This is a genomic window from Streptomyces enissocaesilis, assembly GCF_039533765.1.
Lineage (GTDB): Bacteria > Actinomycetota > Actinomycetes > Streptomycetales > Streptomycetaceae > Streptomyces > Streptomyces enissocaesilis.
In genome coordinates, this window is record NZ_BAAAUD010000029.1 from 22,641 (window position 1) to 48,508 (window position 25,868).

Below are 25,868 nucleotides of genomic sequence, written 5' to 3' on the forward strand. Positions count from 1 at the left end.
ATGGCGGAGAACAACCCGCTGAAGGTCCACAACCTCCGGCCCGCCCCGGGCGCCAAGACCGCCAAGACCCGTGTGGGTCGTGGTGAGGCGTCCAAGGGTAAGACCGCAGGTCGTGGTACCAAGGGCACCAAGGCCCGTTACCAGGTTCCGCAGCGCTTCGAGGGCGGGCAGATGCCCCTCCACATGCGTCTGCCGAAGCTCAAGGGCTTCAAGAACCCGTTCCGCACCGAGTACCAGGTCGTGAACCTGGACAAGCTCGCCGACCTCTACCCGCAGGGTGGAGAGGTCACGGTGGCCGACCTGGTCGCCAAGGGTGCGGTTCGTAAGAACCAGCTCGTCAAGGTGCTCGGCGCCGGCGAGATCTCCGTGGCGCTGACGGTGACGGTTGACGCCGTTTCCGCCTCCGCCAAGGAGAAGATCGCTGCCGCTGGCGGCACCGTCACCGAGCTCGTCTGAGAGACGGGCCCGATGGCTTGAACATCGACCGGGGATGCCTCACATAAGGGGCATCCCCGGTTGGTCGTTCCTAGGGGGGCATGGTCGCCGGTATGGTGGCGTGCACCGTTAACTTCCGTGCGGTGTGTCCGCACGGCTTTTGACTGCTTTGTATTCGTTGCACTCGTTGTTCCGTCGGATTCGTCGATCCTCAATACCGTCACCTCTGACGCAGTAGCGCGGGGGTCGCAGGAGGCACCGTGCTCACCGCGTTCGCCCGGGCGTTCAAGACGCCCGACCTGCGCAAGAAGCTGCTCTTCACACTGGGCATCATCGTGCTGTACAGGCTCGGGGCCCACGTTCCGGTTCCCGGCGTCAACTACAAGAACGTGCAGATCTGTGTCGACCAGGCGCAGACGGGCGGGCTCTTCGGACTCGTCAATCTGTTCAGCGGCGGCGCTCTGCTGCAGATCACGATCTTCGCGCTCGGCATCATGCCGTACATCACGGCGAGCATCATCCTCCAGCTTCTGACCGTGGTGATTCCGCGACTGGAGGCCCTCAAGAAGGAGGGACAGTCCGGTACCGCCAAGATCACGCAGTACACGCGTTACCTGACGGTCGCCCTCGCCGTGCTCCAGGGCACCGGCCTGGTGGCCACCGCCCGCAACGGCGCGATCTTCCAGGGATGCCCCGTCGCGGATCAGATCGTCCCGGACAAGTCCATCTTCGTGACCCTCACGATGGTCGTCACGATGACCGCGGGCACCGCGGCCGTCATGTGGCTCGGTGAGCTCGTCACCGACCGCGGCATCGGCAACGGCATGTCGATCCTGATGTTCATCTCGATCGCCGCCGGCTTCCCGGGCGCCCTGTGGGCCATCAAGGAGTCGGGCGAGCTGGCCAACGGCTGGATCGAGTTCGGCATCGTGATCCTGGTCGGCTTCGCGATGGTCGGCCTCGTGGTCTTCGTCGAGCAGGCGCAGCGCAGGATCCCCGTGCAGTACGCGAAGCGCATGATCGGCCGGAAGTCCTACGGCGGTACGTCCACGTACATCCCGCTGAAGGTCAACCAGGCCGGTGTGATCCCGGTCATCTTCGCGTCGTCACTGCTCTACATCCCGATGCTGATCGTGCAGTTCAGCGGGGGCGGCGGCAATTCCGGCTGGGGCACCTGGATCCAGGCGAACTTCGTCGACGGCAAGCCCATCTACATCGCCACGTACTTCCTGTTGATCGTGTTCTTCGCCTTCTTCTATGTGGCGATCTCGTTCAACCCCGAGGAAGTCGCCGACAACATGAAGAAGTATGGTGGCTTCATCCCGGGTATCCGGGCAGGTCGGCCTACCGCCGAGTACCTGAGCTACGTGCTCAACCGGATCACTTGGCCGGGCTCGCTGTATCTGGGTCTGATCGCTCTTGTGCCGACGATGGCGTTGGCGGGCTTCGGCGCGAACCAGGACTTCCCCTTCGGTGGGACAAGCATCCTCATCATCGTGGGTGTGGGCCTGGAGACCGTGAAGCAGATCGAGAGCCAGCTCCAGCAGCGCAATTACGAAGGGTTCCTCCGCTGATGCGAATCGTCCTCGTCGGGCCGCCCGGTGCCGGCAAGGGAACGCAGGCCGCGTTCCTTGCCAAGAACCTGTCGATCCCGCACATCTCCACGGGCGACCTCTTCCGCGCCAACATCAGCCAGGGCACGGCCCTCGGCAAGCAGGCGAAGGCCTTCATGGACGCCGGCAACCTGGTTCCGGACGAGGTCACCATCGGGATGGCCAAGGACCGCATGGACCAGCCGGACGCCGAGGACGGCTTCCTGCTGGACGGCTTCCCGCGGAACGTCTCGCAGGCCGTGGCGCTCGACGAGGCGCTGAAGGCCGAGGGCGTGCAGCTGGACGGCGTACTGGACCTGGAAGTCCCCGAGGACGAGGTCGTGAAGCGGATCGCGGGTCGCCGTACCTGCCGCAACGACTCCAGCCACGTCTTCCACGTGACGTACAGCCCGCCCGGGGAAGACGGCGTCTGCGACGTCTGCGGCGGTGAGCTCTACCAGCGGGGCGACGACACCGAGGAAACGGTGCGGCGCCGGCTGGAGGTCTACCACAGCGAGACCGAGCCGATCATCGACCACTACAAGGCTCAGGGCCTGGTGGTCACCATCTCCGCGCTGGGCAAGGTCGACGAAGTGACCCGGCGTGCGATGGAAGCCCTGAAGAAGTCCTCCGGCGAGGGCTGATCGAGCAAGCAGTACGACGGTTGCGGCCGCGGTGTCCGAGAGGCGCCGCGGCCGTACTGTTGGGCGGGTAGTACGTAGTGACAGCGAATGCGGAAGGCACACTCATGGTGGAGATCAAAACCCCCGAGCAGATCGCGAAGATGCGCGAGGCGGGGCTGGTCGTCGCCGCCGTCCACGCGGCCACGCGCGAGGCGGCCGTGCCGGGCGCCACCACCAAGGACCTGGACGAGGTGTCGCGCAAGGTGCTCGCCGAGCACGGTGCGAAGTCGAACTTCCTCGGGTACGGCGGATTCCCCGCCACCATCTGCACGTCGGTCAACGAGGTCGTCGTCCACGGCATCCCGGACGAGAAGACGGTCCTCAAGGACGGCGACATCATCTCGATCGACGCCGGCGCGATCGTCGACGGCTGGCACGGCGACGCGGCGTACACCGCCTTCGTGGGCACCGGGCACGCGCCCGAGCTGATCGAGCTCTCCCGGGTGACCGAGGAGTCGATGTGGGCCGGCCTCGCCGCGATGAAGCTGGGCAACCGGCTCGTCGACATCTCCAAGGCGATCGAGTCGTACATCCGCCGTCAGCCGCGTCCGGCGACGGGCAAGTACGGGATCATCGAGGACTACGGCGGCCACGGCATCGGCTCCGAGATGCACATGGACCCGCACCTGCTGAACTACGTCACGCGCAAGCGCGGCAAGGGCCCGAAGCTGGTTCCCGGCTTCTGCCTGGCGATCGAGCCGATGGTGAGCCTCGGTACGGCGCAGACGGACGTCCTGGAGGACAACTGGACCGTCGTCACCACCGACGGGACCTGGTCCTCCCACTGGGAGCACTCGGTGGCGCTGACGGAGGAGGGCCCGCTGGTCCTGACCGCCGTCGACGGCGGCAAGGCGAAGCTGGCGGAGTACGGCGTCACGGCCGCGCCCGATCCCTCCTCACGGTCTTGAGGACCAGGGGATGCCCCATGACCGAACCGCTTAATGATCTTCAGTGTTGGGCAAACTTCCCGGATTCGTCTTTTCCGGGAGCCTGACGTAGACTGACTCGTCGGCTCTCGTGTACCCGCATGCCTGCATGCGGAAGCGAGAGTCGATCAAGGTAGCCGATTCGAAGGGCGAAGCGTGGCCAAGAAGCAAGGTGCCATCGAAATCGAGGGCACCGTGATCGAGTCCCTCCCGAACGCAATGTTCAAGGTGGAACTGCAGAACGGTCACAAGGTCCTAGCGCACATCAGCGGCAAGATGCGTATGCACTACATCCGCATCCTCCCGGATGACCGGGTCGTGGTGGAGCTGTCTCCGTACGACCTGACGCGTGGCCGGATCGTCTACCGGTACAAGTAGATCTTGCCCGCGCCCCGTGTTCCACGGGGTGGTGGCACTGACCCGGAGAACCTCACATCCCATGAAGGTCAAGCCGAGCGTCAAGAAGATCTGCGACAAGTGCAAGGTGATCCGCCGTCACGGCCGGGTCATGGTCATCTGCGAAAACCTGCGCCACAAGCAGCGCCAGGGCTGACGCACGACCCCCTGCATCTCGCAGAACTTCGCGCGACGCACGTAAATACGTACATACGCAGAACCCAGTGCCCACGGGCGCTGACACCTCCGGCGGAGGCCGGGGACCTGGTCCGCACCGCTCCCCTCGAGGGAGAGGTCGGTGGCCACGGAACGGTTCTGCGGAAGACCTCCAAGCAAACAGGAGCCATGAATGGCACGCCTTGAAGGCGTTGACCTCCCGCGCGAAAAGCGTATCGAGGTCGCCCTCACCTACGTCTTCGGCATCGGTCGCACCCGTGCCCAGCAGACGCTCGCCGCTACCGGCGTGAACCCCGACACGCGCGTTCGTGACCTGGCCGAAGAGGACCTGGTCAAGATCCGCGAGTACGTTGACGTGAACTTCAAGACCGAGGGTGACCTCCGTCGCGAGGTGCAGGCCGACATCCGCCGCAAGGTCGAGATCGGCTCCTACCAGGGTCTGCGTCACCGCCGCGGCCTGCCGGTTCACGGCCAGCGCACCAGCACGAACGCCCGTACCCGCAAGGGCCCGCGTCGCGCGATCGCCGGCAAGAAGAAGCCGGGCAAGAAGTAGTCCTCAGCCGGACGCTCATCAGCGGTCTTCGCTGTAGGACCGACCACCTCCCGTAGGAGATATAGATGCCCCCCAAGGGTCGTCAGGGCGCCGCCAAGAAGGTGCGCCGCAAGGAAAAGAAGAACGTCGCTCACGGGCACGCCCACATCAAGAGCACGTTCAACAACACGATCGTCTCGATCACCGACCCCACGGGCAACGTGATCTCCTGGGCCTCCGCCGGCCACGTCGGCTTCAAGGGCTCGCGCAAGTCCACCCCCTTCGCCGCGCAGATGGCCGCCGAGTCGGCCGCCCGTCGCGCGCAGGAGCACGGCATGCGCAAGGTCGACGTCTTCGTCAAGGGTCCCGGCTCCGGCCGTGAGACCGCGATCCGCTCCCTCCAGGCCACCGGCCTCGAGGTCGGCTCGATCCAGGACGTCACCCCCACCCCGCACAACGGCTGCCGCCCCCCCAAGCGCCGCCGCGTCTGACGCTCCGCGTCCGACTCCGGTTGTTGCAGTGCGCACGGAGGGAAGACCGACCTTCCCTCCGTGCGCGCTGTACTCGGGCGGTACGGCCCTTCGGGGCGGTGCCGCCCGTACCCTTGTAGTAGTTGGCATCAAATAGTGGGTGCCAAGACTGGAGGCATTTCTCATGCTTATCGCTCAGCGTCCGTCGCTGACCGAAGAGGTCGTCGACGAGTACCGCTCGCGGTTCGTGATCGAGCCCCTCGAGCCGGGCTTCGGTTACACCCTCGGCAACTCGCTCCGCCGGACGCTCCTCTCCTCGATCCCCGGTGCCGCTGTCACCAGCATCCGGATCGACGGCGTCCTGCACGAGTTCACCACCGTGCCGGGTGTCAAGGAGGACGTCACCGACCTCATCCTGAACATCAAGCAGCTGGTGGTCTCCAGCGAGCACGACGAGCCCGTCGTGATGTACCTGCGCAAGCAGGGACCGGGCCTGGTCACCGCTGCTGACATCGCCCCGCCGGCCGGTGTCGAGGTGCACAACCCCGACCTGGTGCTCGCCACGCTCAACGGCAAGGGCAAGCTGGAGATGGAGCTGACCGTCGAGCGCGGTCGCGGCTACGTCTCCGCCGTCCAGAACAAGCAGGTGGGCCAGGAGATCGGCCGTATCCCGGTCGACTCCATCTATTCGCCGGTGCTCAAGGTCACGTACAAGGTCGAGGCGACCCGTGTCGAGCAGCGCACCGACTTCGACAAGCTGATCGTCGACGTCGAGACCAAGCAGGCCATGCGCCCGCGTGACGCCATGGCGTCCGCCGGCAAGACCCTGGTCGAGCTGTTCGGCCTGGCGCGCGAGCTCAACATCGACGCCGAGGGCATCGACATGGGCCCGTCCCCCACGGACGCCGCGCTCGCCGCCGATCTGGCGCTGCCGATCGAGGAGCTCGAGCTCACCGTCCGTTCGTACAACTGCCTCAAGCGCGAGGGCATCCACTCCGTGGGTGAGCTCGTGGCGCGCTCCGAGGCCGACCTGCTCGACATCCGCAACTTCGGTGCGAAGTCGATCGACGAGGTCAAGGCGAAGCTGGCCGGCATGGGCCTGGCCCTCAAGGACAGCCCGCCCGGATTCGACCCGACCGCCGCCGCCGACGCCTTCGGCGCCGACGACGACGCGGACGCCGGTTTCGTCGAGACCGAGCAGTACTAAGCACTTCCGGCGGGCACTAGCTCGTCGGTAACTGACACCGGTACCTCGTACGGCCGGTGCAGACACTAGGAGAAACACCATGCCGCGTCCCGCAAAGGGTGCCCGTCTGGGCGGCAGCGCCGCGCACGAGCGTCTGCTCCTCGCCAACCTGGCGAAGTCGCTGTTCGAGCACGGCCGCATCACGACGACCGAGGCCAAGGCCCGCCGCCTGCGCCCCGTCGCCGAGCGTCTGGTCACCAAGGCGAAGAAGGGCGACATCCACAACCGTCGCCTGGTGCTGCAGACGATCACGGACAAGAGCGTCGTCCACACGCTCTTCACCGAGATCGCCCCGCGGTACGAGAACCGCCCCGGTGGTTACACCCGCATCACGAAGATCGGCAACCGTCGTGGCGACAACGCCCCGATGGCGGTCATCGAGCTCGTCGAGGCCCTGACCGTGGCCCAGCAGGCCACCGGTGAGGCCGAGGCCGCGACGAAGCGCGCGGTCAAGGAGGACGAGGCCAAGAAGGACGAGGCTGCCCAGGACGAGGCTCCGGCCGCCGAGGCCGAGGGCGAGTCCAAGGACGCCTGAGCGTTCTGACTCCACCGGGCGGGCCCGCATCACCCTTCGGGGCGGTGCGGGCCCGTTCTGTTTGTGTTGTATCGAGAGGATGCGCTGGTGAGCGAGGACATTGAGGGCGCGGCGCCGGGGTTCGTGCGGGTGCGGCTGGATCTTTCGTACGACGGGAAGGACTTTTCCGGGTGGGCGAAGCAGGCCGAGCGGCGCACGGTCCAGGGTGAGATCGAGAGCGCGCTGCGGACCGTGACGCGGTCCTCGGAGACGTACGACCTGACGGTCGCCGGGCGTACGGACTCGGGCGTGCACGCGCGCGGGCAGGTCGCGCACGTCGACCTGCCCGAGGACGTGTGGGCCGAGCACCGGGACAAGCTGCTGCGGCGGCTCGCCGGGCGGCTGCCGCACGACGTGCGGGTGTGGAAGGTGGCGGAGGCTCCCGCGGGGTTCAACGCCAGGTTCGCGGCCGTCTGGCGGCGCTACGCGTACCGCGTGACGGACGACCCCGGCGGCGTCGACCCGCTGCTGCGCGGCCATGTGCTGTGGCACGACTGGCCGCTGGACGTGGACGCCATGAACCGGGCGGCCGAGAAGCTGGTGGGGGAGCACGATTTCGCGGCGTACTGCAAGCGGCGGGAGGGCGCGACCACCATTCGCACCCTGCAGCAGCTCAGCTGGGAACGCGGGGCGGACGGGGTCATCACCGCGACCGTGCGCGCCGATGCCTTCTGCCACAACATGGTGCGCTCGCTGGTCGGCGCGATGCTGTTCGTCGGGGACGGGCACCGGGACGCGGAATGGCCGGGGAAGGTGCTGGCGGCGGGCGTACGGGACTCCTCCGTCCATGTCGTACGCCCGCACGGCCTCACCCTGGAGGAAGTCGGCTACCCGGCCGACGAGCTGTTGGCGGCGCGTGCCCGCCAGGCCCGGAACATGCGGTCACTGCCCGGCGGTGGCTGCTGCTGACGCCTGGGCCCTTCCGCGCTGGTGGATCTGGCGGAACGTGAACTCGGCGATGTCGTCGCCGGTCGTGTAGACGTCCTTGTCGGACGTGGTGACGTTCTTGCCACTGGTGAAGCCGGAGACGGTGAAGTAGGCGTAGCGGCCGTAGGCGTTGGTGGTCTTGCGGCAGATCGAGCCGCCCCGGCAGAAGGTGGGGACGCCGGCTCCGGGGAGGGACGCGAGACCGCCGCTCGCCTGCTCCTTGGCCTTCTCGGCCTGGGCGGCGGTGTCGAAGACCGCGACGCCCACGGTGACGGCCACGCCGGCCTTGGAGTACGTCGCGCGGATGACCTGGTCGCAGCCGTTGTTCGCGAGTACGGAACCCAGCGCGCCCTGGGTCGCGGCGGAGCAGCTGGTGGTGCGGTTCGTCGCGCCCTTGGCGTAGACGCGGTCGCCCATCGTCAGCCGCTTGCCGGGGTACAGGGTGTCGGCGCTGAGCGGCGCCGTGTCCTTCGTGGCGCTGGAGATGAAGTCCCTGGGGTTCGGCGGGGGCGGGGGCGCCTGGGAGGAGAAGGAGGGGCCGGGCTGGGCGGACTCGGTCGGCAGGGTCTCCGCGGTCGGCAGCCCGGTCGTGGAGCCGGTGGTGCCGTTGTTCTTGTTCGTCGTGACGACCGCCGTCGCCACGATCGCGCCGACCACGGCGGTCGCCAGCACACCGCCGCCGATGTACAGCCACCGCTTGCGGCGGGCGCGGGCGGCGGAGGCGTCGGCGAGCGCCGCCCAGTCCGGCGTGTCCCCCGACGACTGCGTTCCGTACGGATCCTGAGGGTTCTGCTGTCCCTCGGGGCCACCCCAGGAGGGCCCCCCTTGCCCAAAGCTCATGCCGCGCATCCTAATCCGGTTGGGTGATGCGGCGGACGGCGGCGACAATGCGGAGCATGGGACATCTTGAGGCCGCACACGTCGAGTACTACTTGCCGGACGGGCGGGTGCTGCTCGGTGACGCCTCGTTCCGGGTGGGGGAGGGGGCCGTCGTCGCGCTGGTCGGCGCGAACGGGGCCGGCAAGACGACGCTGCTGCGGCTGATCGCGGGCGAGATCCAGCCGCACGGCGGGACCGTGACGGTCAGCGGCGGGCTGGGCGTGATGCCGCAGTTCGTGGGATCGGTGCGGGACGAGCGGACCGTACGGGACCTGCTGGTCTCGGTCGCGCAGCCGCGTGTCCGGGAGGCGGCCGCGGCGGTGGACGCCGCCGAGCACGCGATCCTGACGCGGGACGACGAGGCCGCGCAGATGGCGTACGCGCAGGCGCTGAGCGACTGGGCGGAGGCGCGCGGGTACGAGGCGGAGACGCTGTGGGACATGTGCACCACGGCCGGGCTCGGAATGCCTTACGAGAAGGCGCAGTGGCGCCAGGTGCGGACGCTCAGCGGGGGCGAGCAGAAGCGGCTCGTGCTGGAGGCGCTGCTGCGGGGGCCCGACGAGGTGCTGCTGCTCGACGAGCCGGACAACTATCTCGACGTACCCGGGAAGCGGTGGCTGGAGGAGCGGCTCAAGGAGACCCGCAAGACCGTGCTGTTCGTCTCGCACGACCGGGAGCTGCTGGCCCGGGCCGCTGAGAAGATCGTGGCGGTGGAGCCGGGGCCCGCGGGGTCGGACGTGTGGGTGCACGGCGGTGGCTTCGGGACGTTCCACGAGGCGCGGCGGGAGCGGTTCGCGCGTTTCGAGGAGCTGAAGCGGCGCTGGGACGAGAAGCACGCGCAGCTCAAGAAGCTGGTGCTGAATCTGCGGGCCGCGGCGGCGAGCAGCCATGAGCTGGCGTCGCGGTACGCGGCGGCGCAGACGCGGCTGCGCAAGTTCGAGGAGGCCGGGCCGCCGCCGGAGCCGCCGCGCGAGCAGGACATCAGGATGCGGCTGCGGGGCGGGCGCACGGGCGTGCGCGCGGTGACGTGCGAGGGGCTGGAGCTCACCGGCCTGATGAAGCCGTTCTCGCTGGAGATCTACTACGGGGAGCGGGTCGCCGTACTCGGGTCGAACGGATCCGGGAAGTCGCACTTCCTGCGGCTGCTGGCGGGCGAGGACGTGGCGCACAAGGGGGCGTGGAAGCTGGGCGCGCGGGTGGTGCCCGGGCACTTCGCCCAGACGCACGCGCATCCGGAGCTGCTGGGGCGCACGCTCGTCGACATCCTGTGGACGGAGCACGCGAAGGACCGGGGCGGGGCGATGTCCGTGCTGCGGCGCTACGAGCTGGAGCGGCAGGGGGACCAGCCCTTCGAGAAGCTCTCGGGCGGACAGCAGGCGCGGTTCCAGATCCTGATGCTGGAGTTGCAGGGGACGACCGCGCTGCTGCTCGACGAGCCGACGGACAACCTCGACCTGGAGTCCGCCGAGGCGCTGCAGGAGGGGCTGGAGGCGTACGACGGGACGGTGCTGGCCGTGACGCACGACCGGTGGTTCGCGAAGTCCTTCGACCGGTACCTGGTCTTCGGTTCCGACGGCGTCGTACGGGAGACGGCGGAGCCGGTGTGGGACGAGCGCCGGGTGGAGCGGACACGGTAGGGCATCGCGCCGCGCGGGGGGCCGGTGCGCGTTCCCGCCGGGCCGTTTTGACCCGTACGGGGGCGGGCGGGTAGGCTTCCAGTTCGTTATGCGTATTGGCTTGGTCGTTCTCACGCGAGGGGCCCTTACGCCGGTCCACCGGGCCGATGACCAGCGGCAGGCAGACGGGTTGCGTCCCCGGATGCCGCCAAGGCTGTCGTGATCGTCCCAGTGGCCTTGTCAGGACCCACTCACTGAAGAAGCGAAGGCTACGACCGTGCGTACGTACAGCCCCAAGCCCGGCGATGTCACGCGCCAGTGGCACATCATCGACGCGCAGGACATCGTCCTGGGCCGTCTGGCGACGACTGCCGCCAACCTCCTGCGGGGCAAGCACAAGGCGATCTACGCCCCCCACATGGACATGGGCGACTTCGTCATCATTGTCAACGCCGAGAAGGTTCACCTCTCCGGCAACAAGAAGACCCAGAAGATGGCGTACCGCCACTCCGGCTTCCCGGGTGGTCTGCGTTCCGTCCGCTACGACGAGCTGCTGGCGAAGAGCCCCGAGAAGGCCGTCGAGAAGGCCATCAAGGGCATGATCCCCAAGAACACTCTGGGTCGTCAGATGCTCTCGAAGCTGAAGGTCTACGCAGGTCCCGAGCACCCGCACGCGGCTCAGCAGCCGGTGCCGTTCGAGATCACCCAGGTCGCGCAGTAGTTCCGGCCACACCCCCCTAAGAACGAAAGAAATCTGAGGAGAATCGTGGCCGAGACCACTGCAGAGACGCCCGTCGAGGGTTCCGAGGCCGAAGAGACCTTCGCCGAGGTGACCACCTTCGAGTCCGAGGTTCCCGTCGAGGGCGAGTACACCAGCGAGTCCCTCGCGGGCCGTTTCGGTGACCCGCAGCCCGCGGCCGGCCTGGGCCGTCGCAAGAACGCCATCGCCCGCGTCCGGATCGTCCCGGGCACCGGCAAGTGGAAGATCAACGGGCGTACGCTCGAGGACTACTTCCCGAACAAGGTTCACCAGCAGGAAGTCAACGAGCCCTTCAAGGTGCTCGAGCTCGACGGCCGCTACGACGTCATCGCCCGCATCGCGGGTGGCGGCGTCTCCGGTCAGGCCGGTGCGCTCCGTCTCGGTGTCGCCCGTGCGCTGAACGAGGCGGACGTGGACAACAACCGTCCCACCCTGAAGAAGGCCGGCTTCCTCTCCCGCGACGACCGTGCGGTCGAGCGCAAGAAGGCCGGTCTCAAGAAGGCCCGCAAGGCGCCGCAGTACAGCAAGCGCTAATCCGCCTGCTCGGCTGCTCCAGACGTTCGCCCCGGCGGCACATTGTGTGCTGTCGGGGCGTTCGTTTATCGGCATGCCGGGTGCACCACGGCGTTGAAGCGCACCAGAGCTTGCATTTTCGGAGTATTTCGGAGGACACCAGTGGGACGACTCTTCGGCACTGACGGCGTGCGCGGTGTCGCCAACGCCGACCTGACGGCCGAGCTCGCGCTCGGTCTGTCGGTCGCGGCGGCGCACGTACTCGCCGAGGCGGGCACCTTCGAGGGGCATCGGCCGACCGCCGTGGTCGGGCGTGATCCGCGTGCGTCGGGAGAGTTCCTGGAGGCCGCCGTCGTGGCGGGCCTGGCGAGCGCGGGTGTGGACGTGCTCCGGGTGGGGGTGCTGCCCACCCCCGCGGTGGCGTACCTCACCGGCGCGCTGGGCGCCGATCTCGGCGTCATGCTCTCGGCCAGCCACAACGCCATGCCGGACAACGGTGTCAAGTTCTTCGCGCGCGGCGGGCACAAGCTCGCCGACGAGCTGGAGATCCGCATCGAGGACCTGTACGAGCAGCACCGCACCGGTGAGCCCTGGGCCCGGCCGACCGGGGCGGGCGTCGGCCGGGTGTCCGACTACGCCGAGGGCGTCGACCAGTACATCGCCCATCTGCTCACCGTGCTGCCCAACCGTCTCGACGGCGTGAAGGTGGTGCTCGACGAGGCGCACGGGGCCGCCTCCCGCGTCTCTCCCGAGGCCTTCGCCCGGGCCGGCGCCGAGATCGTCACCATCGGTGCCGACCCCGACGGGCTGAACATCAACGACGGGTGCGGGTCCACACACCTGGAGATGCTCCGGGCCGCCGTCGTCGAGCACGGCGCCGACCTCGGTGTCGCGCACGACGGCGACGCCGACCGGTGCCTGGCCGTGGACGCGCTGGGCAACGAGGTCGACGGGGACCAGATCCTCGCCGTACTGGCGCTCGCCATGCGCGAGGCCGGTCAGCTGCGCAAGAACACCGTCGTCGGCACCGTCATGTCGAACCTCGGCTTCAAGCTGGCCATGGAGCGCGAGGGCATCGAGCTCGTACAGACCGCCGTCGGCGACCGGTACGTACTGGAGTCGATGAAGGCCGAGGGGTACGCGCTCGGCGGCGAGCAGTCCGGGCACGTCATCGTGCTGGACCACGCGACCACCGGCGACGGCACCCTGACCGGGCTGATGCTGGCCGCGCGGGTGGCCGCCACCGGGCGTACGCTCGCGGACCTCGCCGGGGTCATGAGCCGGCTGCCGCAGATCCTCGTCAACGTGCCCGACGTCGACAAGTCGCGCGTCACCACCTCCGCCGAGCTGGCGGCCGCCGTCACCGACGCCGAGCGGGAGCTGGGCGCCACGGGGCGGGTGCTGCTGCGGCCCTCGGGCACCGAACCGCTCGTGCGGGTCATGGTCGAGGCGGCCGACATCGAGCAGGCGAAGGCGGTCGCGGGGCGGCTCGCCGATGTGGTGAAGTCCGCGCTCGGTTAGGCGTTCTCGCCGCCGGTGCGCCCGCGCTGCCTCGTCCACAGGTACTTCTGGGCGAACAGCGTGAGCGTACCGGCGAGGACGATGCCGAGCAGGTTCAGCAGGAGCTGCTCGGTGGAGAGCCGGGTCTGGGCGGCGTCCCCGTAGACGAGTGCCACAGCGGCGTTGGCCGCCGCCGGGACCGTCGTCACCGAGATGGCCACGCCGACCAGGGCGCCCGACTTGGCGGACGTGAGCGACAGCATGCCGGCCGCGCCCGCCAGCACGGCCACGACGAAGGACAGCCAGTCCGGGGCGTAGATGAAGCCCGTGTTGGGGCGCTCCGCGTCCAGCATGTCCTTGGTGAACAGGCCCGTCGCGTCCATGAAGAGGCTGAACGCGACCGTCACCGCCATCGCCACCGCGAACCCCACGATCAGCGCGATGAACGACCGCCAGGCCAGGCGGGGCGCGCGCTGCACCAGCGCCGTGCAGAAGCCGGCCAGCGGGCCGAACTCCGGGCCCACGGCCATCGCGCCCACGATCAGGATCGCGTTGTCGAGCACCACACCGCAGGCCGCGATCATCGTCGCCAGCGACAGGAACGCGATGTAGGTGACGGAGAGCGTCGACTCCTCGTGGGTCGCGTCCGACAACTGCTCCCACAGCACCGCGTCCGCGGCCTCGCCCGGTGCCTCCTTCTCCGCCCGGTGGGCCCGCGCGGACAGCGACAGGTCGATGTTCTCGACGGCGATCGAACCGCATTCGTCGATGCCGAGGCCGCGGAGCGTGTTGATGAGGTCGTCGCCCGCCTCGCGCGCCACGTCGCACATGACGAGGTCGCCCGCCGGGTCGCGGGCCGCTCCGGGGACGACGGCGAGGTGTGTCGTGCCCACCGTCTTCTCCACCGTGCTGACGACCTCGTCGGTGCGGTCGGCGGGGACGATCAGGCGAAGGTGCAGCACGGCACGTACTCCTCAGAGTTTGCGGAGCGAGAGGCGCTGGACCTTGTGGTCGGGGCCCTTGCGCACCACCAGCGTGGCACGGCCGCGCGTCGGCGCCACGTTCTCCAGCAGGTTGGGCTTGTTGACGGTCTGCCACATCGTACGGGCGTAGTCGAGGGCCTCTTCCTCCGAGACCTGGGTGTACTTCCTGAAGTAGGAGGAGGGGTCCTGGAACGCGGTCGCGCGCAGCTTGCGGAAGCGGTTCAGGTACCAGGTCTCGATGTCCTCGGCGCGCGCGTCGACGTACACGCTGAAGTCGAAGTAGTCGGCGAGCGCGACCCGGGTGCGGCCGTCCTTGCCGGGCAGCGCCGGCTGGAGGACGTTCAGGCCCTCGACGATCAGGATGTCCGGGCGGCGGACCGTGAGGCGCTCGCCGGGCACGATGTCGTAGATCAGGTGGGAGTAGACGGGCGCGGTGACCTCGTCCTTGCCGGCCTTGATGTCGGCGACGAAGCGGGTCAGGGCGCGCCGGTCGTACGACTCGGGGAATCCCTTGCGCGCCATGAGGCCGCGCCGCTCGAGCTCCTCCATGGGGTGGAGGAAGCCGTCGGTGGTCAGCAGCTCCACGCGCGGGTGCTCCGGCCAGCGGGCCAGCAGCGCCTGGAGGAGACGGGCGACGGTCGACTTGCCCACGGCGACGCTGCCCGCGACCCCTATGACGAAGGGCGTGCCGCGCTGGGCGCCGTGGCCGTTGCCCGCGTCGCCGAGGAAGGTGTTGAGGGCGCCGCGCAGGCCCGAGGTCGCCTGGACGTAGAGGTTGAGCAGGCGGGAGAGGGGCAGGTAGACGTCCCGCACCTCGTCGAGGTCGATCACGTCGCCCAGGCCGCGGAGCCGTTCGAGTTCCTCCGCCGTGAGGGGGAGCGGGGTCTTCTCGCGCAGCGCGCTCCACTCGGCCCGGGTGAGGTCCAGGTACGGCGAAGCGTCTGCCCGGCGGTGGGTGGACCGTTGCGGCGAAGTGATCACATGAACATTGTCGGGGGTGCGGAGCTGTCGTGGGTGGTGTGCTCGGTCACGTGGGGGCGTCGGCCGTAGGGTGCGGACATGTGCGGAATCGTGGGGTACGTCGGCGGGCAGTCGGCGCTTGATGTTGTCATCGCGGGACTGAAACGGCTCGAATACCGGGGTTACGACTCGTCAGGTGTGGCCGTGCTCGCGGACGGTGGGCTGGCCGCGGCGAAGAAGGCCGGCAAGCTCGTCAACCTGGAGAAGGAGCTCGTGGGGCGGCCGCTGCCGGCCGGGGCCACGGGCATCGGACACACCCGGTGGGCCACGCACGGGGGGCCCACCGACGCCAACGCGCACCCGCATCTGGACAACGCGGGGCGCGTCGCCGTCGTACACAACGGGATCATCGAGAATTTCGCCGGTCTGCGGGCCGAGCTCGCCGGGCGCGGGCACGAGCTGGCGTCCGAGACCGACACCGAGGTCGTGGCGCACCTGCTCGCCGAGTCCTTCTCCTCGTGCGGGGACCTCGCGGAGGCGATGCGGCTGGTGTGCCGGCAACTGGACGGGGCGTTCACGCTGGTCGCCGTGCACGCGGACGACCCCGACGTGGTGGTGGGGGCGCGGCGGAACTCGCCGCTGGTGGTGGGCGTGGGGGAGGGGGAGGCATTCCTCGCCTCCGATGTGGCCGCCTTCATCGCGCACACGCGGTCGGCGATCGAGCTGGGGCAGGACCAGGTCGTCGAGGTGCGGCGGGACGGCGAGGGCGGCGGCGCGGCCGGGGTCTCGGTCACGGTCACGGACTTCTACGGCGCGCCCGGCGAGGTGCGGTCGTACCGGATCGACTGGGACGCCTCCGCCGCCGAGAAGGGCGGCTACGACTACTTCATGCTCAAGGAGATCGCCGAGCAGCCGAAGGCCGTCGCCGACACGCTGCTGGGGCGCATCGACGCGGGCGGGGCCCTGACCCTGGACGAGTTGCGGATCCCCGATTCCGTGCTGCGGGAGGTCGACAAGGTCGTGGTGGTGGCCTGCGGGACCGCTTTCCACGCGGGGATGATCGCGAAGCTGGCCGTCGAGCACTGGACGCGGATTCCCTGCGAGACCGAGCTGGCGAGCGAGTTCCGGTACCGGGACCCGATCCTCGACGCGCGGACGCTGGTGATCGCGATCTCGCAGTCCGGCGAGACCATGGACACGCTGATGGCGCTGCGGCACGCGCGGGAGCAGGGCGCGAAGGTGCTCGCCGTGTGCAACACGAACGGGTCGACCATCGCGCGGGAGGCGGACGCGGTGCTCTACACGCATGCCGGGCCGGAGGTCGCCGTCGCTTCCACCAAGGCGTTCCTGACGCAGCTGGTCGCCTGCTACCTGGTCGCGCTCTACCTGGCGCAGGTGCGCGGGGCCAAGTGGGGGGACGAGGTCCGGGGCGTGGTGCGCGAGTTGTCGGAGATCTCGGGCGAGGTGGAGCGGGTCCTGGAGACGATGGAGCCGGTACGGGAGCTGGCGCGCTCGCTGGCGGAGAAGAGGACGGTGCTGTTCCTGGGGCGGCACGTGGGGTACCCGGTCGCCCTGGAGGGTGCGCTCAAGCTGAAGGAGCTCGCGTACATGCATGCGGAGGGGTTCGCGGCGGGCGAGCTCAAGCACGGGCCCATCGCGCTGATCGAAAACGACCTGCCGGTGGTGGTGGTCGTGCCCTCGCCTCGGGGGCGGTCGGTGCTGCACGACAAGATCGTGTCGAACATCCAGGAGATCCGGGCACGGGGGGCGCGGACGATCGTGATCGCGGAGGAGGGCGACGAGGCGGTCGTCCCGTACGCCGATCACCTGATCCGGATCCCGGCCACGCCGACGCTGCTGCAGCCCCTGGTCTCGACCGTGCCGTTGCAGGTCTTCGCCTGCGAGCTGGCCACGGCGCGGGGCAACGAGGTCGATCAGCCCCGGAACCTGGCCAAGTCCGTGACGGTGGAGTGAGCGCGTGATCATCGGTGTGGGTATCGACGTCGCGGAGATCGAGCGGTTCCGGGCGTCGCTGGAGCGCACGCCGCAGATGGCGCGGCGGCTTTTCCTGGAGAGCGAGCTGTACCTCCCGGGCGGGGACCGGCGCGGCATCGCCTCGCTCGCCGCCCGGTTCGCGGCGAAGGAGGCCCTCGCGAAGGCGCTGGGGGCGCCGGCCGGGCTGCACTGGACGGACGCCGAGGTGTACGTCGAGGAGAGCGGGCAGCCGCGGCTGCGGGTGAGCGGGACGGTGCTGGCGCGGGCGGAGGCGCTCGGGGTCCGGTCCTGGCACGTCTCGCTCAGTCACGACGCGGGAATCGCTTCCGCCGTCGTCATTGCCGAAGGGTGAGGTGTTTTCGCTGATGCGCGCTGCTCATGGCGTGGAGACCGTACGGACCGCCGAGCGGGAGCTGATGGCCCGGCTCCCCGAGGGCGCGCTCATGCAGCGGGCCGCGGCCGGGCTCGCCGCGGTGTGCGCGGGGCTGCTGGGGCGGGTGTACGGGGCACGGGTCGTGCTGCTGGTCGGCAGCGGCGACAACGGGGGCGACGCGCTGTACGCGGGCGCCCGGCTGGCGCGGCGGGGGGCGGGGGTCACCGCTGTACTGCTGGACGCGCGGCGGGCGCACGGGGGCGGGCTGGCGGCGTTGCGGCGCGCCGGGGGGTCGGTGGCGACGGGGGCGGCCGGTGACGCGGCCGGGGTTCTCGCGCGTGCCGATCTCGTGGTCGACGGGATCACCGGGATCGGGGGGCGGGGCGGGCTGCGGGACGCCGCTGTGCCGTGGGCGCGGGCGGCGCGGGACTCCGGGGCGGTGGTCGTCGCCGTGGATCTGCCCAGCGGGGTCGAGGCGGACAGCGGGGAGGTGCGGGGGGAGTGCGTGCGCGCCGATGTGACGGTCACCTTCGGTACGTACAAGCCGGGGCTGCTGATCGACCCCGCGCGCGAGTACGTCGGAGCCGTGCGGCTGGTCGAGCTGGGGCTCGATCTCGAAGCGGTGGAGGCGGACGTCGAGGCGTTGCAGCACGCGGACGTGGCCGCGCTGCTGCCGGTTCCGGGCGCGGAGAGCGACAAGTACCGGCGCGGGGTGGTCGGCGTCGTGGCGGGGTCGGAGCGGTATCCGGGGGCGGCGGTGCTCGCGGTCGCCGGAGCGCTGCGGGGCGGAGCCGGGGCGGTGCGGTACGTCGGGCCCGGGGCGGGTGCGGTGATCGCGCGCTTCCCGGAGGCGCTGGTGCACGCGGGGCCGCCGTCGGAGGCGGGGCGGGTGCAGGCGTGGGTGGTGGGGCCGGGGCTGGGTGAGGACGCCGCCGGGGCGCTGGAGGACGTACTGGCGTCGGACGTTCCGGTGCTGGTCGATGCGGACGGGCTGCGGCCGCTGGAGCCGGAGATGGTGCGGCGGCGGGACGCACCGACGCTGCTGACGCCGCACGCGGGGGAGGCGGCGGCGCTGCTGGGGGTCGCGCGGGAGGAAGTGGAGGCGGGGCGGTTGGTCGCGGTGCGGGAGCTGGCCGCGCTGTACGGGGCGACGGTGCTGCTGAAGGGGTCCACGACGCTGGTGGCGGCGGGGGTTACGGGTACGGGCACGGGGTTCGCGGGGCGCCCGGTGCGGGTCAATCCCACCGGAACGCCCTGGCTGGCCACGGCCGGGAGTGGGGACGTGCTGTCGGGGCTCGCGGGGGCGCTGCTGGCGGCCGGGCTCGGGGCGGTGGACGCGGGGTCGGTCGCGGCGTACGTGCACGGGCTGGCGGGGCGGCTGGCGGCGAGCGGTGCCGGGGGCGCCGGTGGTGCCGGTGGCGGGGCGCCGGTGGGGGCGTCGGATGTGGCGGACGCGGTGCCGGGGGCCTGGCGGGGGATCATGGGGCGGGGGCGGGCCGCTCCGGAGGCGGCGTTCGGGACTGCATGATGCGGCCGCGACGCGGTGCCTTTTGCGAAACCGGCACCCCGCGCGCACATCACGCTTTACGTCCCGGACACCGCCCCCTGCGGGTCCCGCCCCCTCGCGCCGGTGGGTGGTGCAGTGAGGGCGCCGCGTGCCCGGAGGGTTTCGGCCGGTCGTCCGGGGGTCGCCCCGGGCAGGCGCAGCACGTCCCGGACACCGCCCCCTGCGCGTTCCGCCCCCCTCGCGCCGACGGGCAGTCTGCGGGCGCCGCGCGCCTCGCCGGACACCGCCCCCCGGCGCCGTCCCGCCCCTGATCGGACGTCCCGCGGGAGCGGACGCACGAGGTGATCCGAGGCTGTCGCGAGGCTCTGAGACACTTGGCGCGATGACCGCGATGACTCATACCCCCATGCGAGCCCGCGCCGAGATCGATCTGGCGGCCCTGCGGGCCAATGTGCGGGCTCTGCGCGCTCGTGCGGCGAATGCCCAGCTGATGGCCGTGGTGAAGTCGGACGCCTACGGGCACGGAGCTGTCCACTGCGCGCGCGCCGCCCTCGACGCGGGGGCGGCCTGGCTGGGGACCGCGACCCCCGAAGAGGCCCTGGCGCTGCGTGCCGCCGGGTTCGACGGACCGCTGATGTGCTGGCTGTGGACCCCGGGCGGGCCCTGGCGCGAGGCGGTCGAGGCGGGCATCGACGTCTCCGTGAGCGGGATGTGGGCGCTCGGGGAAGTCGTCGAGGCGGCGCGTGCGGCGGGGCGCGTGGCGCGCGTACAGCTCAAGGCCGACACCGGGCTCGGGCGCAACGGCTGCCAGCCCGCCGACTGGCCCGAGCTGGTGCGCCGCGCCCTGGAGGCGCGGGACGCCGTCAAGGTCACCGGGCTCTGGTCCCACTTCGCCTGTGCGGACGAACCCGGGCACCCGTCGATCGACGCGCAGCTGGCCGTTTTCCAGGATCTGGTCGACTACGCCGAGAAGGCCGGGGCCGAGCCCGAGGTGCGCCACATCGCCAACTCGCCGGCGACGCTGACCCTGCCCCACGCGCACTTCGACCTCGTCCGGACCGGCATCGCCATGTACGGCGTCTCGCCGAGCCCCGAGCTCGGCACGCCCGCCGACTTCGGCCTGCGGCCCGTGATGACCCTCGCGGCGTCCGTGGCGCTGGTCAAGCGGGTTCCGGAGGGGCACGGCGTCAGTTACGGGCACCACTACGTCACCGGTGAGGAGACGACGCTGGGACTGGTTCCCGTCGGGTACGCCGACGGCATCCCGCGGCACGCCTCGGGCAGCGGGCCGGTGCTGGTCGGCGGCAAGTGGCGCCGGGTCGCCGGGCGGGTCGCCATGGACCAGTTCGTGGTCGATCTGGGGCACGACGTGGTCGAGCCGGGCGCCGAGGCCGTGCTGTTCGGTCCGGGCGACCGGGGGGAGCCGACGGCCGAGGACTGGGCGCAGGCCGCGGGCACCATCGCGTATGAAATTGTCACGCGCATCGGATCGCGGGTACCCCGTGTCTATATGAACGAGGACCCCGGAAACTAGGAGATCGCCACCGTGAGCGAGAGCAGCGCGCCGGGTGTGGTGGAGGTGGCCGCGGAGGCCGCGACCGCCACCGCCGGCAACTGGCGCCGGGCGGGCCTGGCCGGCACCGCGCTGGGCGTGGTCGCGGCGGGCGCCGCCGCGGGCGTCGCCCTGGAGCGGATGACCGTCGGCCGCGGCATGCGCAAGAAGGCGCGGCTCGCGCTGGACGCCGCCGGACCGTACGGCGCTCTGCGCGGGATGCCGGGACAGGCCGTGGCGGACGACGGCACCGAGATCTACTTCGAGGTGGACGAGGTGGAGGCGGACGGTGCCGGTCCGCGGCGGCGCCGGCTCTTCGGGCGCAGGTCCCCGGCCCCCGTCACCGTCGTTTTCAGCCATGGTTTCTGCCTGAGCCAGGACTCGTGGCACTTCCAGCGGGCGGCGCTGCGCGGTGTGGTGCGTACGGTCCACTGGGACCAGCGCAGTCACGGGCGTTCGGCGCGCGGCGCGGCCCAGGAGCGGGGTGTCGCGATCGACATCGAGCAACTGGGACGCGACCTCAAGGCCGTTCTCGACGCCGCGGCCCCCGAGGGGCCGCTGGTGCTGGTGGGGCACTCGATGGGCGGCATGACGATGATGGCGCTGGCCGACCAGTTCCCCGAGGTGATCCGCGAGCGCGTGGTGGGCGCCGTTTTCGTCGGTACGTCGTCGGGGAGGCTCGGCGAGGTCAATTTCGGGCTGCCGGTGGCCGGTGTGAACGCCGTACGCCGGGTCCTGCCGCGCGTGCTGCGCGCCCTCGGCTCGCAGGCGGAGATCGTCGAGCGGGGCCGGCGCGCCACGGCCGATCTCTTCACCGGGCTCGTCAAGCGGTACTCGTTCGGCTCGAAGGACGTCGACCCGGCGGTCGCGCGGTTCGCGGAGCGGCTGATCGAGGCGACGCCGATCGACGTGGTCGCCGCGTTCTACCCGGCGTTCACGGACCACGACAAGGCGGAGGCGCTGGAGGTCTACGCCGAGGTGCCGGTGCTCGTCCTGGCGGGCGACAAGGACCTGGTGACGCCCAGCGAGCACAGCGAGGACATCGCCCGCCTGCTGCCGGACGCCGAGCTGGTGATGGTCCCGGACGCCGGGCACCTGGTCATGCTGGAACACCCCGAGGTGGTCAACGGCCGGCTCGCGGACCTGCTGGCCCGCGTGGGCGCCGTACCGGCAGCCGCTAACGTTGGGACGTATGGAAGCACCGCACATCCCGGCGGCTGACGTCACCGCCGTCCTCACCGTCCACTCGCCCGGCCTCATGCAGGAGCTGGGGCGCCGGCTCGCGAAAATGCTCCGCCCCGGTGACCTGGTGATGCTCACCGGTGAACTCGGCGCGGGCAAGACGACGCTGACGCGCGGACTCGGCGAAGGGCTCGGGGTGCGCGGCGCCGTGACGTCGCCGACGTTCGTCATCGCCCGCGTCCACCCCTCGCTGACCGGCGGTCCCGCCCTGGTGCACGTGGACGCGTACCGGCTGGGCGGCGGGCTCGACGAGATGGAGGACCTCGACCTCGACGTCTCGCTGCCCGACTCCGTGGTGGTGGTGGAGTGGGGCGACGGGAAGGTCGAGGAGCTGTCGGACGACCGGCTCCACGTGATCATCCACCGGGCGGTGGGGGACGCCGTCGACGACGTGCGCGAGGTGACGGTGCGCGGTGTCGGCGAGCGGTGGGCCGGGGAGGACCTGGCCGCGCTGGGGGCCTGACGTCCGTACGTTCCGACAAGACGTCGGCAAGATGTTGCGCCGGTGGCGCCGGGCGTGGTCACATGGATACCGAGACATGGTTAGGTCTACCTAACCACGCCTGCCCCCGGAGCCACAGGAGGCGTCCATGCCGGCTTCAGAACACGAAGCGCCCCAGCCTCTGTCCATGCGCGACCTGCTGGCCTCGTGCGCGGCGGCCACGGCGGTCTCCACACCGCCGCGGGAGCCGCAGGAGGGCGAGACGCCTCCCGAGGGGCACGAGCACACGGAGCGGCGCGAGGCCGCGTAGCTCGTACGAGCGTATTTACGGGACGACTACGACCTTCACGCGGACCGTCGCGAAGCGCCACATCGCGTCGCCGTCGGCGCGCTGCATGCGGACGCCCCCGGTCTTGCCCGCGGCCGGGTCCGGGGTCGGCATGGAGCCGTCGACCGCGGCGCTGAAACCGATCACCACGTTCTCGACGCTCGTGAACCGGACCACGTGCTCGATCTGCACCCCGTCCGAGCCGGTGATGCTCCCCGAGCGCGAGGTCACCGCGTACGTGCCGGGCGGCGGACTGACCGTGCTCGGCACGACCTCGAAGGTCCGCGTCGCCCTGCCCTGCTCGTTCACCAGCCACACCCGCCGGTCGCCCAGCGCGTAGACGACGCGCATGCCGACGCCCGAGTCGGCGGGCACCGCGAACACGTCCTTCTTCTCGGGCTTCTTCCTGGGCGGGAGCGTGGCGTGCGCGGCCGGGGACTTGCCGGGGGCGGGCTCGGCGAGCCGCGCGGGGGACGGAGCGCTCGCCGCCGCCTGGTAGGCGAGGAAGGCGACCCCGGCCACGGCCGCCGCGGTGAGCCCGGCCACGAATCCCGAGCTGCTCCTTGCCACCTTGCTCCACCTCATGTTCTTGCCGCGTGCGTATGTGTGGTGACGGTAGCAGCAGGGGCCGGGAGGGACGGGGGACGCCGTGCCCCCGGTGCGCGGGCCGTAGGCTGTTTGTGTGCTCTTGCTCGCCGTTGATACCGCCACCCCAGCCGTCACCGTCGCCCTCCACGACGGCGCTTCCGTCATCGCCGAGGCCGGGCAGGTCGACGCACGCCGGCACGGGGAACTGCTGCTGCCCACCGTCGACCGGGTGCTCGCCGAAGCCGGTCTGAAACTCGACGCCGTGACCGCGGTGGTCGTGGGCGTCGGCCCCGGCCCGTACACCGGGCTGCGGGTCGGCCTCGCGACGGCCGAGACCTTCGGCCTCGTCCTCGGAGTGCCGGTCCACGGGCTGTGCACCCTGGACGGTCTCGCGTACGCCTCGGGGCTCACCGGCCCCTTCGCGGTGGCCACCGACGCGCGCCGCAAGGAGGTCTACTGGGCGCGGTACGCCGATGCCCGTACGCGGATCTCCCAGCCCGCCGTCGACCGCCCCGCCGACATCGCGGAGGACCTCGCGGGCCTGCCGGTGGTCGGCTCGGGCGCGCTGCTCTACCCCGGGGCCTTCCCGGACGCGCGCGGACCCGAGCACCAGTCGGCGGGCGCGCTGGCGTCGCTGGCCGCCGAGAAGCTCGCGGCGGGGGAGCCGGAGGCGTTCCTGGCGCCGCTGCCGCTCTACCTGCGCCGGCCCGACGCGCAGGTCCCGAAGAACTACAAGGTGGTCACGCCGAAGTGAGCGCGGGCCTGAGGGAAATGCGCTGGTGGGACATCGAGCCGGTGCTCGGTCTGGAGCGTGAGCTGTTCCCCGAGGACGCCTGGTCGCCGGGGATGTTCTGGTCCGAGCTCGCCCACGCGCGCGGGCCGCGGGCCACCCGCCGCTACGTGGTGGCCGAGGAGGCGGGCCGGATCGTCGGGTACGCCGGGCTCGCCGCCGCCGGGGGGCTCGGCGACGTACAGACCATCGCCGTCTCGAAGGACCAGTGGGGGGCCGGGCTCGGGTCCCGGCTGCTCACCGACCTGCTGGGGCACGCGAGCGCCTTCGAGTGCGCCGAGGTGCTCCTCGAAGTGCGCGTCGACAACACGCGCGCGCAGAAGCTGTACGAGCGCTTCGGCTTCGAGCCGATCGGCTTCCGGCGCGGCTACTACCAGCCGGGCAACATCGACGCGCTCGTGATGCGGCTGACGACGACGACCGACCCGGCGGACCCCGCCGCCTCCGTACAAGGAACCGAGATTCACCATGGCTGACGAACCGCTCGTCCTCGGCATCGAGACCTCCTGCGACGAGACCGGCGTCGGGATCGTGCGCGGCACCACCCTGCTCGCCGACGCCATCGCGTCGAGCGTCGACGAGCACGCCCGCTTCGGCGGTGTGGTGCCCGAGGTCGCCTCGCGCGCGCACCTGGAGGCGATGGTCCCGACGATCGGGCGCGCGCTGAAGGAGGCCGGGGTCGCCGCCTCCGACCTGGACGGCATCGCGGTGACGGCCGGACCGGGACTGGCGGGTGCGCTGCTGGTGGGGGTGTCCGCGGCGAAGGCGTACGCGTACGCGCTGGGGAAGCCGCTGTACGGCGTGAACCACCTGGCCTCGCACATCTGCGTCGACCAGCTGGAGCACGGGCCGCTGCCCGAGCCCACGATGGCGCTGCTGGTGAGCGGCGGCCACTCGTCGCTGCTGCTGGCCCCCGACATCACGAGCGACGTACGGCCGATGGGCGCGACCATCGACGACGCGGCGGGCGAGGCCTTCGACAAGATCGCGCGCGTACTGGACCTGGGCTTTCCCGGCGGTCCCGTCATCGACCGGCTCGCGAAGGAGGGCGACCCGAAGGCGATCGCCTTCCCGCGCGGGCTGACCGGGCCGCGCGACGCGGCGTACGACTTCTCCTTCTCGGGGCTGAAGACGTCGGTCGCCCGCTGGATCGAGGCCAAGCGCAGCGCGGGCGAGGAGGTGCCGGTGCGGGACGTGGCGGCGTCCTTCCAGGAGGCGGTCGTCGACGTGCTGACCCGCAAGGCGGTCCGGGCCTGCAAGGACGAGGGCGTCGACCACCTGATGATCGGCGGCGGCGTGGCCGCCAACTCGCGGCTGCGGGCGCTGGCGGCCGAGCGGTGCGAGCGGGCCGGCATCCGGCTGCGCGTGCCGCGGCCGGGGCTGTGCACGGACAACGGGGCGATGGTCGCGGCGCTCGGCGCGGAGATGGTGGCGCGGGGCCGGGCGGCGTCGGACTGGGACCTGTCGGCGGACTCCTCGCTGCCGGTGACCGAGCCGCACGTACCGGGCGCCGCCCATGGCCACGACCATGTGCACGAGATCAGCAAGGACAACCTCTACTCATGACCGTCGCGCTGATGTGGGAGGCCCGTGCCGCCGAGGGCCGGGGCGGGGAGCTGCTGGAGTGGGCCCGGACGCAGGTCCGGGCCCTGGCGGGCGGGCCGGTGCGCAGGGAGGTCCTGCGGGCGCCGCAGGACCGCGTGCTCGTCATGACGTGGTGGGAGGCGGCGTACGACGCGGAGCTGCCCGAACTGCCGGAACCCGAGGGGGAGCTGGTCACGCGGGCGGTTCACCGCTGGCGCTTCGAGTCGGTCGAAGGGGTCTGATCCGGCCCGTCGGCCCCTGGGCAGTGTCGTGCGCATGTCCCGTCGTACGGCGCTTC

At 70.8% G+C, this 25,868-nt stretch carries 30 protein-coding genes; 26 read left to right on the forward strand and 4 right to left on the reverse strand.

Annotated elements, in window-relative coordinates; translation table 11 throughout:
- The 11 genes from rplO to truA all read left to right on the forward strand — a co-directional run bounded on the left by rplO (position 1) and on the right by truA (position 7,940).
- Positions 1-456 carry a 50S ribosomal protein L15 gene (rplO, locus tag ABD374_RS13310; protein ID WP_344494750.1) on the forward strand — a complete coding sequence of 152 codons (456 nt, stop codon included), beginning with the start codon at positions 1-3 and terminating at the stop codon, positions 454-456.
- Positions 457-695: 239 nt separating this feature from the next.
- A complete protein-coding gene (gene secY / locus ABD374_RS13315; protein ID WP_344494752.1) occupies positions 696-2,009 on the forward strand; it encodes a preprotein translocase subunit SecY in 1,314 nt (437 codons plus the stop codon).
- The gene (locus tag ABD374_RS13320) at positions 2,009-2,671 is read left to right on the forward strand and encodes an adenylate kinase (RefSeq protein WP_344494754.1); all 663 of its coding nucleotides are present in this window, start codon (positions 2,009-2,011) and stop codon (positions 2,669-2,671) included. Before secY ends, ABD374_RS13320 begins: the two co-directional genes overlap by 1 nt.
- Before the next feature lie 104 nt (positions 2,672-2,775).
- A complete protein-coding gene (map, locus tag ABD374_RS13325; protein WP_344494756.1) occupies positions 2,776-3,618 on the forward strand; it encodes a type I methionyl aminopeptidase in 843 nt (280 codons plus the stop codon).
- Positions 3,619-3,792: 174 nt separating this feature from the next.
- On the forward strand, positions 3,793-4,014 hold the full coding sequence (infA, locus tag ABD374_RS13330; RefSeq protein ID WP_003956442.1) for a translation initiation factor IF-1: 222 nt from the start codon (positions 3,793-3,795) through the stop codon (positions 4,012-4,014).
- Positions 4,015-4,075: 61 nt separating this feature from the next.
- Complete coding sequence (gene rpmJ, locus ABD374_RS13335) at positions 4,076-4,189, forward strand: 50S ribosomal protein L36 (protein ID WP_009740505.1); 114 nt, start codon at positions 4,076-4,078, stop codon at positions 4,187-4,189.
- 192 nt (positions 4,190-4,381) lie between these two features.
- A complete protein-coding gene (gene rpsM / locus ABD374_RS13340) occupies positions 4,382-4,762 on the forward strand; it encodes a 30S ribosomal protein S13 (RefSeq protein WP_093799536.1) in 381 nt (126 codons plus the stop codon).
- A gap of 65 nt (positions 4,763-4,827) precedes the next feature.
- Positions 4,828-5,232 (forward strand): 30S ribosomal protein S11, encoded by a 405-nt coding sequence (gene rpsK / locus ABD374_RS13345; RefSeq protein ID WP_003948617.1) that lies wholly within the window; start codon positions 4,828-4,830, stop codon positions 5,230-5,232.
- 163 nt (positions 5,233-5,395) lie between these two features.
- A complete protein-coding gene (locus ABD374_RS13350) occupies positions 5,396-6,418 on the forward strand; it encodes a DNA-directed RNA polymerase subunit alpha (protein WP_003956430.1) in 1,023 nt (340 codons plus the stop codon).
- Between the two features lie 79 nt (positions 6,419-6,497).
- Complete coding sequence (rplQ, locus tag ABD374_RS13355; protein ID WP_344494760.1) at positions 6,498-6,992, forward strand: 50S ribosomal protein L17; 495 nt, start codon at positions 6,498-6,500, stop codon at positions 6,990-6,992.
- Between the two features lie 87 nt (positions 6,993-7,079).
- Positions 7,080-7,940, forward strand: a complete 861-nt coding sequence (truA, locus tag ABD374_RS13360) for a tRNA pseudouridine(38-40) synthase TruA (protein ID WP_344494762.1) — start codon at positions 7,080-7,082, stop codon at positions 7,938-7,940.
- Here truA and ABD374_RS13365 read toward each other — a convergent pair.
- Positions 7,914-8,798 (reverse strand): hypothetical protein, encoded by an 885-nt coding sequence (locus tag ABD374_RS13365; protein WP_344494764.1) that lies wholly within the window; start codon positions 8,796-8,798, stop codon positions 7,914-7,916. The genes truA and ABD374_RS13365 overlap by 27 nt on opposite strands.
- A 56-nt stretch (positions 8,799-8,854) precedes the next feature.
- Between ABD374_RS13365 and ABD374_RS13370 the strand changes: the two genes are divergently transcribed.
- The 4 genes from ABD374_RS13370 (at position 8,855) to glmM (ending at position 13,247) form a co-directional block, all read left to right on the forward strand.
- The gene (locus tag ABD374_RS13370) at positions 8,855-10,474 is read left to right on the forward strand and encodes an ABC-F family ATP-binding cassette domain-containing protein (protein WP_344494766.1); all 1,620 of its coding nucleotides are present in this window, start codon (positions 8,855-8,857) and stop codon (positions 10,472-10,474) included.
- Between the two features lie 256 nt (positions 10,475-10,730).
- Complete coding sequence (rplM, locus tag ABD374_RS13375) at positions 10,731-11,174, forward strand: 50S ribosomal protein L13 (RefSeq protein ID WP_028812351.1); 444 nt, start codon at positions 10,731-10,733, stop codon at positions 11,172-11,174.
- A 45-nt stretch (positions 11,175-11,219) separates the two neighbouring features.
- Positions 11,220-11,747: a 30S ribosomal protein S9 gene (rpsI, locus tag ABD374_RS13380; protein ID WP_093799532.1), complete on the forward strand. Its 528-nt coding sequence runs from the start codon at positions 11,220-11,222 to the stop codon at positions 11,745-11,747.
- Between the two features lie 141 nt (positions 11,748-11,888).
- Complete coding sequence (gene glmM / locus ABD374_RS13385; protein WP_344494770.1) at positions 11,889-13,247, forward strand: phosphoglucosamine mutase; 1,359 nt, start codon at positions 11,889-11,891, stop codon at positions 13,245-13,247.
- Here the strand turns inward: glmM and ABD374_RS13390 are convergent.
- Together ABD374_RS13390 and coaA are read right to left on the reverse strand one after the other, a co-directional pair.
- Positions 13,244-14,188 carry a DUF389 domain-containing protein gene (locus ABD374_RS13390; protein WP_344494772.1) on the reverse strand — a complete coding sequence of 315 codons (945 nt, stop codon included), beginning with the start codon at positions 14,186-14,188 and terminating at the stop codon, positions 13,244-13,246. The two genes, glmM and ABD374_RS13390, sit on opposite strands and share 4 nt — an antisense overlap.
- Before the next feature lie 12 nt (positions 14,189-14,200).
- Entirely contained in the window at positions 14,201-15,190 is a 990-nt protein-coding gene (coaA, locus tag ABD374_RS13395; RefSeq protein ID WP_344494774.1) for a type I pantothenate kinase, read from the reverse strand.
- A 78-nt stretch (positions 15,191-15,268) separates the two neighbouring features.
- Between coaA and glmS the strand changes: the two genes are divergently transcribed.
- The 7 genes from glmS to ABD374_RS13430 all read left to right on the forward strand — a co-directional run bounded on the left by glmS (position 15,269) and on the right by ABD374_RS13430 (position 22,590).
- The gene (glmS, locus tag ABD374_RS13400) at positions 15,269-17,143 is read left to right on the forward strand and encodes a glutamine--fructose-6-phosphate transaminase (isomerizing) (protein ID WP_344494776.1); all 1,875 of its coding nucleotides are present in this window, start codon (positions 15,269-15,271) and stop codon (positions 17,141-17,143) included.
- 4 nt (positions 17,144-17,147) lie between these two features.
- Complete coding sequence (locus ABD374_RS13405; RefSeq protein ID WP_344494778.1) at positions 17,148-17,516, forward strand: holo-ACP synthase; 369 nt, start codon at positions 17,148-17,150, stop codon at positions 17,514-17,516.
- A gap of 13 nt (positions 17,517-17,529) precedes the next feature.
- Complete coding sequence (locus ABD374_RS13410; protein WP_344494780.1) at positions 17,530-19,065, forward strand: NAD(P)H-hydrate dehydratase; 1,536 nt, start codon at positions 17,530-17,532, stop codon at positions 19,063-19,065.
- Positions 19,066-19,435: 370 nt separating this feature from the next.
- Positions 19,436-20,578 (forward strand): alanine racemase, encoded by a 1,143-nt coding sequence (gene alr / locus ABD374_RS13415; RefSeq protein ID WP_344494916.1) that lies wholly within the window; start codon positions 19,436-19,438, stop codon positions 20,576-20,578.
- A 12-nt stretch (positions 20,579-20,590) separates the two neighbouring features.
- Complete coding sequence (locus ABD374_RS13420; RefSeq protein ID WP_344494782.1) at positions 20,591-21,817, forward strand: alpha/beta fold hydrolase; 1,227 nt, start codon at positions 20,591-20,593, stop codon at positions 21,815-21,817.
- On the forward strand, positions 21,789-22,301 hold the full coding sequence (gene tsaE / locus ABD374_RS13425) for a tRNA (adenosine(37)-N6)-threonylcarbamoyltransferase complex ATPase subunit type 1 TsaE (protein WP_344494784.1): 513 nt from the start codon (positions 21,789-21,791) through the stop codon (positions 22,299-22,301). The genes ABD374_RS13420 and tsaE overlap by 29 nt, the downstream gene beginning before the upstream one ends.
- Positions 22,302-22,428: 127 nt before the next feature.
- Entirely contained in the window at positions 22,429-22,590 is a 162-nt protein-coding gene (locus ABD374_RS13430) for a hypothetical protein (RefSeq protein ID WP_344494786.1), read from the forward strand.
- A 15-nt stretch (positions 22,591-22,605) separates the two neighbouring features.
- Here the strand turns inward: ABD374_RS13430 and ABD374_RS13435 are convergent, their stop codons facing one another.
- Positions 22,606-23,193 (reverse strand): hypothetical protein, encoded by a 588-nt coding sequence (locus tag ABD374_RS13435; protein ID WP_425577231.1) that lies wholly within the window; start codon positions 23,191-23,193, stop codon positions 22,606-22,608.
- A gap of 97 nt (positions 23,194-23,290) precedes the next feature.
- On the opposite strand from ABD374_RS13435, the gene tsaB reads away from it, so the two are divergent.
- From tsaB to ABD374_RS13455, 4 genes are read left to right on the forward strand one after another with little or no spacing between them, the layout of a single operon-like run.
- Entirely contained in the window at positions 23,291-23,950 is a 660-nt protein-coding gene (gene tsaB / locus ABD374_RS13440) for a tRNA (adenosine(37)-N6)-threonylcarbamoyltransferase complex dimerization subunit type 1 TsaB (RefSeq protein ID WP_344494790.1), read from the forward strand.
- 17 nt (positions 23,951-23,967) lie between these two features.
- Positions 23,968-24,462 carry a ribosomal protein S18-alanine N-acetyltransferase gene (gene rimI / locus ABD374_RS13445; RefSeq protein WP_344494918.1) on the forward strand — a complete coding sequence of 165 codons (495 nt, stop codon included), beginning with the start codon at positions 23,968-23,970 and terminating at the stop codon, positions 24,460-24,462.
- A complete protein-coding gene (gene tsaD, locus ABD374_RS13450) occupies positions 24,455-25,552 on the forward strand; it encodes a tRNA (adenosine(37)-N6)-threonylcarbamoyltransferase complex transferase subunit TsaD (RefSeq protein WP_344494792.1) in 1,098 nt (365 codons plus the stop codon). Before rimI ends, tsaD begins: the two co-directional genes overlap by 8 nt.
- On the forward strand, positions 25,549-25,812 hold the full coding sequence (locus tag ABD374_RS13455) for a hypothetical protein (RefSeq protein WP_344494794.1): 264 nt from the start codon (positions 25,549-25,551) through the stop codon (positions 25,810-25,812). The genes tsaD and ABD374_RS13455 overlap by 4 nt, the downstream gene beginning before the upstream one ends.
- Positions 25,813-25,868 lie beyond the last annotated feature (56 nt).